The organism is Leptobacterium meishanense, assembly GCF_037645805.1.
Classification (GTDB): domain Bacteria; phylum Bacteroidota; class Bacteroidia; order Flavobacteriales; family Flavobacteriaceae; genus Leptobacterium_A; species Leptobacterium_A meishanense.
Genome location: NZ_JBBEXE010000008.1, coordinates 100,607 through 112,843, shown reverse-complemented (window position 1 = coordinate 112,843; position 12,237 = coordinate 100,607). Strand labels below are relative to the sequence as shown.

The following is a 12,237-nucleotide window of genomic DNA, read 5'->3' as shown; positions in this document are numbered from 1 at the left end:
AAATAAATTGTTATATTCGTAATATAGTAACTAACTAAAAATCAATTCATATGTTTTCAAAAGCAAATTTAGTTGCCACCATCGTAGGGTTTATTATTCTTTTCTTCGGTGGTTGGATTTTTTATGACATGATCGCTGCCAGTTTTTTCGACAGCCACACTACTGAAGGGGCTAAAGCCATTATGCGGGCAGAACCCAATATGTTATTTATTGCATTGGGATGCCTAATACAAGCATTTGTTATGTCAACAGTTTATTCCAAATGGGCCAGAGGGATCCATAGCGCTAAAGAAGGGTTTGAATTTGGTGCATGGATAGGCCTTTTCTTAGGTTTTGGTGTGTGGATACTCATGTATGGTGTTATGGATGCTGATGACATGACAGCAAGAGCTGTAGATGGTGTATGGAGCATTATACATTATGGTATAATTGGCATGTCTATTGCTTTAGTATATAAAGGAATGGCAAAAAAAGAATAAGAAACGATTTAAAAAAGTATCAAAGTATCGAAGGGTATTTAAAATCTTTATAAATAGAATGTATTTATAAGATTCTTATACTTCTTCGATATTTTTTTGTGACCAAACTTATCTAAGCTTTGTTAGTACCCATCATTTTAATTTTATAATATTTTCATCATAATTATCGTCCAGTTTTAAATATACTTGACTACTCATTCAACCCTGTATAATATGAACCGTTTTAGCTTTCTTATCTTATCATCAGCTTTTATTATTCTTAGTTGTAACAAAAAAGCTCCTAAAAGTTTCATCAATGAAGATATTATTATAACAGAAAAAGACCTTATCCCTGAAGGAGTTGCTTTCGATACTATAACAGGGGTTTTATATATTGGAAGTACTCATAAAAGAAAAATAATAGCAATTACTCCCCAAGGGAAAATAAAAGATTTTTATTCTTATAAAAAGGATACAGATATATGGAGTCCTACAGGTATGGAAGTAGATGAAGCTAGAGGCATTCTGTGGGTAAACAATTCACATGCTAATGAAGTAATGCCATTATTAGATCCTCATAAAAAGGAAGATTGGATGACAAGTGTCATAGCTTTTGATACAAAGCAAAGAAAGCTTTTAAAATCTTATTCTTTGAACAAACCCAAAGTATTTTTTAATGATCTAACTGTCTTACCTAATGGTGATGTTTATATCACGGAAAGTATAACAAATAAAGTATATAGAATTAAACATGAAAAAGATAACCTAGAAGTTTTTCTCAAACCCGAAGGATTTTCTTTTTTAAATGGAATCACTTATGACCAATCAACAAATACATTATTTGTGTCTTCTACTCAAGGGATTATTAATATTGATCCGAATACTAAAGAATATAAACTTATAGATACCCCTAATTCTATTAATGCAAAAGGTATTGATGGCCTTACTTATTATGATAACATGCTAATAGGTCATCAAAGCATAAAAGTTTCAAAATTTTATTTAAATAAAAACCGAACAGCCATCACTGAGGTTGAATTGCTTGACTCAGGGGAAGAATTTGATTCTTCTACAACAGGAGAAATAGGATTAGGTAGCTATCATTTTATTGTTAATTCCCAAATAAGAAGTGGTGTAAATTATAAAGAAAGAAGTATTCAACCTATCGATAGTCTTGACAATATTATTATCCGCCGGTTGAAAATTAATTAAGCCTCCGGAGCCAGTTCTATTTCTAGCCCATCCAATTCTTCAGTAATAGGTATCTGACATCCCAGCCGGCTATTTTCTTTTACATAAAAGGCTTCTGAAAGCATGGCTTCTTCATCATCGCTCTTTTCAGGCAGTAAGATATCCGTAGATAAAATATAGCACTGGCAGGAAGCACACATCGCCATACCACCGCAAGTGCCTTCTACTGGTAACTCATAGGCTTTGCATAGCTCCATAAGGTTCATCGCCATATCGGTAGGGGCAGCTACTTCATGTACAGCACCTTCCCTGTCTTTTATCTTGATCTTAATGTCCATTCTAGGAATTAGTAGTTAATAATTAAGGGTTAGGGGTTAAAGACATCGGTGAAGGATTTTTTAATAATTGAAGTTTTATTTAAGTGACTTGATAAGTCCATAAATCATTTTGCTTATCTCATTAGATTTTTCAATCATTTGTTCTGATTTTTTTGCTGATATAAAAGTCAACTTTTCTGCTAAATACAACATTGACCTCACCTCGCTATTAGAACCCGCTGCAAAATACAAAAACCTTTTAAAATCAGGATTGGTGTTTCGTTCAAACCCTTCAGCAATATTATTGGATATAGAAACAGAAGCTCGCGTAATCTGATCTTTAAAACCATAATCCTTACATCCGGAAAAATGAGCATAAACAATAACAGCAAATTCTTGTGATTTTTGCCATAAAATCATCTCCTCAAATCTTTTTATAGCCATTACCAGTTTTCATTTTTTACTGAATTTACTAATCCCTTGCTTCCTAATTCCTATTCGATAGTCCGCACTACTGCTTTCTCAGCTTCTTTTCTACTTCCATCAAAACCATCTATACCACTTACTGTAGTATATTTCATGACGTATTTTTTATTGGGAAATATCCGCTGATAGGCACTCTGGCACATTAAGGTGGCTTCATGAAACCCACAAAGGATGAGCTTTAACTTTCCTGGATAAGTATTCACATCGCCAATGGCATAGATACCGGGAATATTGGTTTGGTAATCTAAGCTATTGTCTACTTTAATCGCATTTTTCTCTATCTCCAATCCCCAATTTGCAATGGGTCCTAATTTAGGGGAAAGTCCAAATAATGGGATAAAATGATCTGTTTCCTTTAAAATTTCTTCCCCTTCTTTTTGAATAACAACCGCCTCTAATTTTCCATCTCCTTGCAATTTTACAATCTCAGCAGGGGTTATTAGGTTAATTTTCCCATCTCTTTTAAGTGCTTGTACTTTTTCAACAGAATCGAGCGCTCCTCTAAATTCATTTCTGCGGTGTACCAAGGTTACTTCATCAGCAGTAGCTGCCAGATAAATGCTCCAATCCAACGCTGAATCGCCTCCACCAGCAATGACAACTTTCTTCCCTTTATACATTTCAGGGTTTCGGATAATGTATTCTACTCCTTTATCTTCATAATCAACAATGTTTTCAATAAGGGGTTTCCGCGGCTCAAAACTCCCCAACCCTCCTGCAATAGCCACAATAGGTGCCTGATGTTGTGTTCCTTTATTGGTAGTCACAATAAAAGAGCCATCTTCTTGTTTTTTAATCATTTCTGCACGTTCCCCAAGGGTAAATCCCGGCGAAAAAGGCTTGATTTGTTCCATTAAATTGTCTACCAAGTCCCCTGCCAAAACCTCAGGAAAGCCAGGAATATCATAGATAGGCTTTTTGGGATAAATCTCAGCACATTGCCCTCCAGGTTGTGGAAGTGCATCTATCAAGTGGCATTTCAGTTTTAATAATCCGGCTTCAAAAACGGCAAAAAGCCCTGTAGGGCCTGCTCCTATGATGAGTATGTCAGTTTTTATCATATTCATATGTCTATAAGCTAAAACTGCCTAAAATGTCGCAAAACTTTTAAATACATCATATTGATAGCATTCTCGACTGCACTCGAATTGACAGAAAAACATATTTTTTAGACAGCTTCATAACGCATTTCTTAATTATTCTACATTAATGACTTCTTCTATTTGTGGCGCATATTTTTTGATGGTCATTTCTACACCGCTTTTCAACGTCATTTGATTGACGCTGCACCCTACGCAAGCACCTTCTAAACGAACCTTTACCAATTTATCATTATCTATAGAAACTAATGAAATATTACCTCCATCACTTTCGAGAAATGGACGGATTTCATCCAGTGCTTTTTCTACATTTTTTTTAATTTCTTGTGTTGTCATCCTATTTCTTTTTAACTGCTGCACAACCTGCCATAGTTGCGATCTTTATAGCTTCTGTGGGAGGGAGATTTTCATTTCTTTTCACTACTTCCTGTACTACATTCCTCACTATAGTTTCAAATGCTTCTTCTAAAGGGGTGGCCATTTGCAAAGCCGCCGGGCGGCCAACATCACCTGCTTCCCTGATACTTTGTGCTAATGGCAACTCTCCTAAAAAGGGCACGTCTAGATCTTCTGAGAGGTTCTTAGCACCTTGCTTCCCGAAAATATAGTATTTATTTTCAGGGAGTTCTTCCGGTGTAAAATAGGCCATGTTTTCTATAATTCCCAAAACAGGGACATTGATGCTTTCTTGCTGAAACATTGCGACGCCTTTTCTTGCATCGGCCAATGCAATATTTTGAGGGGTACTTACTACAACCGCACCTGTTATGGGAAGGGACTGCATAATGCTCAGGTGGATATCCCCAGTTCCCGGAGGAAGGTCTATCAATAAGAAATCCAACGTTCCCCAAGCAGCATCAAAAATCATTTGGTTAAGCGCCTTTGAAGCCATTGGCCCCCGCCATATTACTGCTTGGTTGGGCTGAGTAAAAAACCCTATGGACAATATTTTAACGCCATAGTTTTCTACAGGCTTCATTTTAGATTTTCCTTCTATGGTAACTGCTAATGGTTTCTCATTGGCTACATCAAACATAATGGGTATGGACGGGCCATAGATATCTGCATCTAACAAGCCAACACTAAAGCCCATTTTAGCAAGCGTAACTGCCAGATTGGCTGTAACAGTAGATTTTCCTACTCCTCCTTTTCCGGAAGCTATTGCAATGATATTATTAATCCCCGGAATGGGTTTTCCTTTTATGGTAGGCTTTTCAGAAGTTTCTACCTTTATATTCGCTTTCACTTTTGCTTTTTCATAAACATGCTCATGAATTGCTTTTAGGATTTCTACTTCTGTCTTTTTTCGCGCCTGAAGGCTAGGGTTTGTTATGGTAACATCTACAACAACTTCATCTCCAAATGTCATTATATTAGTAACTGCCCCGCTTTCTATCATGTTTTTCCCTTCTCCGGGAGCAGATATGGTTTCCAACGCTTTTTGTACTTCTTTTTTGTCTAACTTCATTTTTGTTCTTTATAGTTGACAGCTTTATAGCTAACAGTTCACCGTTAAATACTTTATTTGCTATTTTTCTAGGTTACCGTTGCTAGTTTTATTTAATATCTAATTGCCCCTTGTATCCCCAATGTTGGCTCTCTTTTTAATTAAATTGATTCTAAATTACAAAGATAGATGATACATTCGATATTGTAAAGCTTCTTCATAGAATTCGGCAATGTCCAAACAGGCTTATCCATTAAGTGCAAAGAATTGAAAAAATGAAGGGAGTATACCTGATAATTCTCATATTTTCTTTGTTGATTATTTTTTTATCTTGCATTACGGAATGGTTAAAACTATATTTTATAAAATATGAGTGCTCAAACAGGTATATGGATTGATAAAAAACAAGCTTTTATTGTAATATTAAATGAAGGACAACATGATATAACTAACATAAAGTCCGATATTGACTTTCAAGTTCGTGAAGAGGGTGAGGGTAAATCCTATACCCGCTTCGGAGATCAATACGGAAATCATGAAAAGACCAATGAAAGTAAATTGAAGAAACAGCTAAACGATTACTATTCAAAAGTGGCAGATGCTGTAACACAATCGGAAGCATTATTTATTTTTGGGCCTGCCGAGGCAAAAAATGAGTTGAAAAAGTTGTTGGATACAAGAGTAGCATTTAATAACAAGAAAATTGATGTTGCTACTTCTGATAGTTTAACTGAAAATCAAATAGTGGCTGCAGTAAAAGAACATTTCAACGTTTAAAGTTCTTTTGAAGGATCCCAAAAATGTTTTTCAAAATCAATAATTTGATTGCTCTCCACTTTTATACCCTCATTTTCTAAAAGCTGTTGCATAAGATCGGTTCCTTGAAAGTGATGTTTTCCGGTAAGGATTCCTTTTCTGTTCACTACTCTATGGGCAGGAACACGCTCTATTCCTGTAGATGCGTTCATTGCCCAACCAACCATCCGGGCACTTCTTGCTGCCCCTAAGTATTTTGCAATAGCTCCATAAGAGGTTACCCTACCGTAAGGAATCAGCACTGCTATATCATACACGCGTTGGAAAAAGTTTTGATTATCCGGCCTCATCTCTATAAATAATTCTGATAAAGGTTATAACCACCAAAATTAGCATGAGTACACTCAAAATATAATCGGAGTATTTTGAAAAACGATTTGTTTTAGATTCCATCTTATTAAAGTAAACTACATACATATACAACATTGAAAAAGTACCCATTCCGGCTGCTAATATGAAAATAAGGATGTCCTGCCATTCAAATTTTATCCACCCTGAGACATTCCAAGCCGCATTCAATCCCGAATAATAAGGAATAATAAGAACATTTAGCGGAGCCAACAACAGCCCTTTAAAAAAACTGTTTTTTTTGCTTACATCCCGTACTGTTATCTTTTTTTTCCTATTTTTTCTTGCCATAAGGAAAAAATAAATGGCAAATCCGGCAAATATAATAATGGCTATTTTTAAAAGAATATCAAGAACAAAAGGGTTATTATATAAATATTTGGAGATAAGCACTGCTACATAGGCCTGTAAAACTACGGTTGTAGATATCCCTAAAGAAAATAAAATACCGTCTGATTTTCCTTTTTTAACAGCTATCTTAGCGGCATTCATGTTCAACAATCCCGGAGGTACTGTAGCCATCAATGCAGCTGAAAATGTAGCAAAGAATAAAATAACCAAGTGTACCATTATTCAAGTTTAAATTTTATATATGTAATGGGCTTTTTTTGCTCTAAGTACTGCATCTCATAAAATGTTTTTATAGCTGTTGCCTCTTCAGGGGCATGTGCATTGCTATATATATCATGGTGTGCATATATAATTTCATATCCCAATCCATGTAACAAGCCAAGTGTATAGCCATGCATAAATTCACTATCTGTTTTTAGATGAAGAACCCCTTCTTTTTTAAGAATGATTTTATATTTTTCCAGAAATACCGTATTTGTGAGCCGGTGTTTAGTACGTTTGTATTTTACTTGTGGGTCGGGAAATGTTATCCATATTTCTGACACTTCCCCTTTTCCAAAAACAAGATCTACTAATTCTATTTGTGTCCGGATAAAAATCACATTTTTTAAGGCTTCCTCCGTAGCTGTTTTAGCCCCTCTCCAGAATCGGGCACCTTTTATATCAATTCCTATAAAATTTTTTTCGGGATATTTTCTTGCAAGGTTTACGGTATACTCACCCTTCCCACAACCTAATTCAAGAACAATAGGATTGTCATTCTTGAAGACCAACTCATGCCAATTCCCTTTATAAATGTATTCGCCTGTTAATAGCGCCTCTCTTTTTGGCTGAATAACATTTTCAAAAGTTTCGTTTTCTTTAAAACGCTTTAATTTGTTTTTGCTCCCCAAGATAATATTTTAACACTTCGACAAAATTAAGGAAATCTTATAGATTACTCTTGGAATAGGGTTGGGGTATTATTTGGCTTTTTCAAGTGTAAAGGAAAACTCAGAGCCAACACCAAAAACGCTTTCTACATATATTTTTTCATTGTGTGCTTCAATAATATGCTTAACAATGGACAGTCCTAACCCTGAACCCCCCTCTTTCCGGCTACCACTCTTATCAACTCTGAAAAAGCGTTCAAATAACCGTGGGATATTATGTTTTTCAATACCTTCACCATTATCTGTTACCCTAACAATTACTTTATTTTTAATTAAGTTCTCGATACTTACTTCTGTGGTGCCGCCTTTTTTGCCATATTTTATAGAGTTTACAATCAGATTGGTTAGTACTTGCTGTATTTTTTCTTTATCTGCATGTACTAATATGGGTTTATTATAGTCCATATCAAACATCAATGTAATTTCTTTTTTGGAAGCTTTCATCTCTAACAACTCAAACACATTGCTAATGAGTTCTACAATGTTAAAATCTTCATACTCTAAACGCACATCTCCTATTTCAAGCTTGGTGATCATGTCCAGGTCTTTTATAATATATATTAACCGCTCTACTCCCTTAGCTGCCCGTTGCAAATATTTTTTCCTTACTGCTTTATCCTCCATAGCACCATCTAACAGCGTATGAATGTACCCTTGAACTGTAAAAAGTGGGGTTTTTAACTCATGAGATACATTCCCCATAAATTCTTTACGATATGCTTCCCGGACTTTTAATGTTTCGATCTCTAATTTTTTATCCTTTGCAAACTTTTCGATCTCTCTGGTAAGCGTTGTCATGTTTGTTGTAATAGGCTGGTTGTGAAATGTGCTGGACTCTAGTAAGGAAACATCATCGTAGATTTTTTTAACACGTCTGTAAATAAATTTTTCTACACTCTGTTGAAGAACAATAAAAGAAATACTAAAAATTAAAAAAGCAAGACCAACTATAAAAAGGATATTAATTTCAGACAAGAAATACATGAGCAGTGTTGCCAATAGTGCTGAAAACACTGTGATAAACAAAGATGTTCTTATCGCAAAACGATATGATTTTTTTAATTTTCTAGCCATTAAAGCACGTACTTATAACCTACTCCTTTTACTGTCTTGAAGTGGTTATCCCCAATCTTTTCCCGAAGTTTTCGAATATGGACATCTATAGTTCTCCCCCCAACAATTACCTCGTTGCCCCATACTTTGTCTAAAATCTCTTCTCTTTTAAAAACTTTACCTGGTCTAGAAGCTAATAATGAGAGGAGTTCAAATTCTTTGCGTGGTAAAATAATCTCTTTACTATTTTTTACAATTTTATACTCATCACGATTAATCACTAAATCTCCTATTTTGTTAATAGTGGACGCTTCTTGACTTTCCTCTTTTAATCGCCTTAACAATGCTTTTACCTTACTGACCAGCACCTTAGGTTTTATAGGTTTTGTAATATAATCATCTGCTCCTGCTTCAAACCCTGCTACTTGCGAATAATCTTCTCCCCGGGCAGTCAAAAAAGTAATGATGGCATTATTTAACTTAGGGATTTTTCTTATCTGCTCACAAGCTTCAATACCATCCATTTCAGGCATCATTACATCCATAATGATAAGATGTGGTTCTTCTTTTTTAGCTTTTGAAACAGCCTCAACACCATTTTTAGCTGTTGAGACCTGATATCCTTCTGTACTTAAATTATACCCAATAATCTCTAATATATCCGGTTCATCATCAACAAGTAGAATTTTAATATCCTTTTTTTTCATTGTGATTTTGGTTGTGATTTTCTCTCAAAAATAAAGATAATATTAAAAAAGAGAAGCGGTTAACATTCATTTAATATCATAACACAAAGGTAACATTTAGATTACGGACGTTTAACTTGTGTATAACTCCATCTTTACAATCAGCTTGTTTATTTGCCTCGTGAATTTATAAAAAACAAGATGAAGTACCTATTTATACTGTTAGCACTTTTGATTACTACTGCATCCCTAGCACAAGAGCAAGGAAGTATTGTTGGTAAAATAACTGATAAAGAGCTAAATGATGACCCGCTCCCATTTGCAAATATCCTCATAAAAGGAACTACAAAAGGGACTACTACTGATTTTGACGGGTTATACCAAATTGGAAATATAGCCCCGGGAACGTATATAGTAGTTATAAGTTTTATAGGTTATCAAACACTGGAAATTCCAAATGTAGAAGTTGTTGCCGGTAAAGTAACTGAAATAAATGCCGGGTTAAGCCAGGATGCACAAGCATTAGACGAAGTGGTTATCACTACTACTGTAAGGAAAGAATCGCAAATAGCCCTTTTGCTAGAGCAAAAAAATGCTGCTACCATTCAAACTAAAATAGGTTCAGAAGAGCTCTCTATAAGAGGTATTAGTGATGTGGCTACCGGGCTTTCAAAAGCAAGTGGTGTTGCTACACAAAGTAATAAACTGTATGTAAGAGGTTTAGGGGACCGTTACAACAATGCTTATTTGAACGGGTTTCCATTGCCTTCACTAAACCCCAAACAAAAATTGATAACCCTGGATATTTTCCCAACGAATATTGTGGAAAATTTAGGGATCTTCAAAACATATTCTCCACTTTTATATGGTGATTATGCCGGCGCAAGTGTTGATATCAATACCAAAGAGAACCCTGGAGCTGGTTTTCTACAAATCGGTTTAAGCACAGGTGCTAACTCCAATGCTACTTTTGGGGATTTCTTCTTATTGAATGGTGGAAAATATGACTTTTTCGGAATTGACGACGGTGCCCGCAGGATCCCATCCATTGTAAAAGCATTTCAACGAATCCCTGATCTATCTTACGATAGCCGATTAATACCCATATATCAATTCGATACTTCTTTCAACCCGGAAGAACGTTTCAACAACCTTCCAAATATTGGGTTAAGTATTTCAGGTGGAAAACGCTTCAATTTTAAAAATGAAGACCAATTAGATCTCCTTTTTAGCTTGGCTTTCAGTTCTGAACGAAACGCTACCGAAGATGGTTTTGAAACTGTCCGAAATGCAGATGGTGAAATCTTCAGGTCCTCGCTCGAAGGTTTCTATGAGCGTTATACATACAAAACCAATGCAACCGCTTTAGGAAGTCTTACGTACCGTTTTGACCCTAATAATACACTTTCCTTTACCACCCTTTGGGTAAACGACACCCAAGACGAGCTTAGGGAAATTGCCGGAGAGCCCGGAGAGTTAGACGAGCTTATTTTATCAATACGAAGAGGTACCTATCAGCAAAATAGCTTGATTACGAACCAGTTAAAAGGACAACATAAGTTCAATGATCGAAAATATGTATTGAATTGGGGCACCGCATACAATTATACATTAGGCAATATTCCAGACAGGCGTCAATTATTTTTTACTGAATTAGCTAATGGAGACGTCGTGTTTGGAAATATTGGAAACCCTGACGCCGGTAACAACCAACGCTTTTGGCAAGAATTAACAGAGCATGATATTTCTACAAACGTAAGTTTAGATATCAACTTTGATAAAGATGAAGACGGCTTATATAAAAGCAAGTTGACTATAGGTAGCAATGTGCGCGACAAACGAAGAAATTTTGAAGCCAATCAGCTAAATATCATTTTTGACCAACTGGAGAATGTACCTGTTGACATTAACAATCCTGATGCACTTTTAAATCAAGAAAATTTTGAAAACGAAACCTATCATGTATTAGAGTTCCAACGACCACAAAATACATACAAGGCTGACTTTGACAACTATGCCGGGTTTGCAGACCTTCAGTGGGCTACAAGTGATAAGTTTACACTATTAGCCGGTATACGTGTAGAAGAATTTACCCAAAACATCTTTTTCCGTCCTGAAGGAAGTATTTCCTTGGACTTCTTAAAAGGAACCATCGATGAAACATTTGTCTTGCCTTCATTAGGTTTTAAATATGCACTTAGCGAAACCTCTAACCTTCGTTTTGCAGCCAGTAAAACAGTTACACTGCCATTATTCACAGAAACAGCACCCTTTTTAGATGAAGATGTCTTTGAGGTAACTATTGGTAACCCCGGTCTGGTCAATTCTGACAATTACAATGTAGACATTAAATACGAAATATTCCCAGAAGCAGGAGAACTCATTGCCTTTACAGCTTTTGCCAAATACCTAGACAAGCCTATTGAAAAAGTGCGTACGTCTTCTGCAAATAACAATAACTCTTTTATCAACTCAGAAGATGCCACCATCTTCGGGATCGAATTTGAATACCGCCAAAAACTCAGTAAATGGTTTGGAGGGGGAGAAGATACCGGGTGGGACAATTGGACGTTTGGTGTAAATGCTACCGGTATGATTACTGAAGTATCCATAGACTCTAATACTACTATTGATTTTGATTTAGGAGGTTCCAGCGAACCAGTATCTATTGTGCCTACCAATACCAAAAGAAAGTTACAAGGAGCATCGCCCTATATCGTAAATGCTGACATCAATTATGCTAAAGAATTTGGCAATCATAAAATATCCTCTACGCTTGACTTTAATTTCTTTGGTGACCGGATCTATGCTGCAGGAGGAAACACCATCGGAGATGTTTTCGAAAAAGGGTTCGGCACCTTGAATTTTAATTTCCAAGATAGTATTGGCGACCATTGGGAGGTTTCTATAAAAGGGAAAAATTTATTAAACCCTACTATTGAACGCTATCAAGATCAAGAAGATCTAAATCGCGAATTTACCGTAAGCTCTTTTAAACTGGGAATGGATTTTAGTCTAGGCCTTACATATAAATTTTAAATACAAATAAAAA

General features: G+C 35.7%; 14 protein-coding genes. 4 read left to right on the top strand and 10 right to left on the bottom strand.

Annotation, left to right across the window (positions count from 1 at the left end; all coding sequences use genetic code 11):
* Positions 1-50 precede the first annotated feature (50 nt).
* Positions 51-479, top strand: a complete 429-nt coding sequence (locus WBG21_RS09710) for a hypothetical protein (protein ID WP_340077350.1) — start codon at positions 51-53, stop codon at positions 477-479.
* Between the two features lie 213 nt (positions 480-692).
* Positions 693-1,670 carry an NHL repeat-containing protein gene (locus tag WBG21_RS09705; RefSeq protein ID WP_340077348.1) on the top strand — a complete coding sequence of 326 codons (978 nt, stop codon included), beginning with the start codon at positions 693-695 and terminating at the stop codon, positions 1,668-1,670.
* On the opposite strand, the gene WBG21_RS09700 is transcribed toward WBG21_RS09705, so the two are convergent.
* The 5 genes from WBG21_RS09700 to WBG21_RS09680 form a co-directional block, all read right to left on the bottom strand.
* Positions 1,667-1,987: a 2Fe-2S iron-sulfur cluster-binding protein gene (locus tag WBG21_RS09700; RefSeq protein ID WP_340077346.1), complete on the bottom strand. Its 321-nt coding sequence runs from the start codon at positions 1,985-1,987 to the stop codon at positions 1,667-1,669. The two genes, WBG21_RS09705 and WBG21_RS09700, sit on opposite strands and share 4 nt — an antisense overlap.
* Before the next feature lie 75 nt (positions 1,988-2,062).
* Positions 2,063-2,410, bottom strand: coding sequence for a four helix bundle protein (locus tag WBG21_RS09695; RefSeq protein ID WP_340077344.1), 348 nt, complete (start codon positions 2,408-2,410; stop codon positions 2,063-2,065).
* A gap of 50 nt (positions 2,411-2,460) precedes the next feature.
* On the bottom strand, positions 2,461-3,513 hold the full coding sequence (locus WBG21_RS09690; RefSeq protein WP_340077342.1) for an NAD(P)/FAD-dependent oxidoreductase: 1,053 nt from the start codon (positions 3,511-3,513) through the stop codon (positions 2,461-2,463).
* Between the two features lie 135 nt (positions 3,514-3,648).
* Complete coding sequence (locus WBG21_RS09685; RefSeq protein WP_340077340.1) at positions 3,649-3,888, bottom strand: NifU family protein; 240 nt, start codon at positions 3,886-3,888, stop codon at positions 3,649-3,651.
* A gap of 1 nt (position 3,889) precedes the next feature.
* Entirely contained in the window at positions 3,890-5,020 is a 1,131-nt protein-coding gene (locus tag WBG21_RS09680) for an Mrp/NBP35 family ATP-binding protein (RefSeq protein WP_340077338.1), read from the bottom strand.
* A gap of 348 nt (positions 5,021-5,368) precedes the next feature.
* Here WBG21_RS09680 and WBG21_RS09675 point away from each other — a divergent pair, with 348 nt between their 5' ends.
* A complete protein-coding gene (locus WBG21_RS09675) occupies positions 5,369-5,776 on the top strand; it encodes a hypothetical protein (RefSeq protein ID WP_340077336.1) in 408 nt (135 codons plus the stop codon).
* On the opposite strand, the gene WBG21_RS09670 is transcribed toward WBG21_RS09675, so the two are convergent.
* The 5 genes from WBG21_RS09670 to WBG21_RS09650 form a co-directional block, all read right to left on the bottom strand.
* The gene (locus tag WBG21_RS09670; RefSeq protein ID WP_340077334.1) at positions 5,773-6,105 is read right to left on the bottom strand and encodes an MGMT family protein; all 333 of its coding nucleotides are present in this window, start codon (positions 6,103-6,105) and stop codon (positions 5,773-5,775) included. The two genes, WBG21_RS09675 and WBG21_RS09670, sit on opposite strands and share 4 nt — an antisense overlap.
* On the bottom strand, positions 6,092-6,733 hold the full coding sequence (locus WBG21_RS09665) for a LysE family transporter (RefSeq protein WP_340077332.1): 642 nt from the start codon (positions 6,731-6,733) through the stop codon (positions 6,092-6,094). The genes WBG21_RS09670 and WBG21_RS09665 overlap by 14 nt, the downstream gene beginning before the upstream one ends.
* Positions 6,733-7,407 (bottom strand): tRNA (guanosine(46)-N7)-methyltransferase TrmB, encoded by a 675-nt coding sequence (gene trmB, locus WBG21_RS09660; RefSeq protein WP_340077330.1) that lies wholly within the window; start codon positions 7,405-7,407, stop codon positions 6,733-6,735. Before trmB ends, WBG21_RS09665 begins: the two co-directional genes overlap by 1 nt.
* Before the next feature lie 69 nt (positions 7,408-7,476).
* Positions 7,477-8,520, bottom strand: coding sequence for a sensor histidine kinase (locus WBG21_RS09655; protein WP_340077328.1), 1,044 nt, complete (start codon positions 8,518-8,520; stop codon positions 7,477-7,479).
* A complete protein-coding gene (locus WBG21_RS09650) occupies positions 8,520-9,206 on the bottom strand; it encodes a response regulator transcription factor (RefSeq protein ID WP_340077326.1) in 687 nt (228 codons plus the stop codon). Before WBG21_RS09650 ends, WBG21_RS09655 begins: the two co-directional genes overlap by 1 nt.
* A gap of 180 nt (positions 9,207-9,386) precedes the next feature.
* On the opposite strand from WBG21_RS09650, the gene WBG21_RS09645 reads away from it, so the two are divergent.
* On the top strand, positions 9,387-12,224 hold the full coding sequence (locus WBG21_RS09645; RefSeq protein ID WP_340077324.1) for a TonB-dependent receptor: 2,838 nt from the start codon (positions 9,387-9,389) through the stop codon (positions 12,222-12,224).
* Positions 12,225-12,237 lie beyond the last annotated feature (13 nt).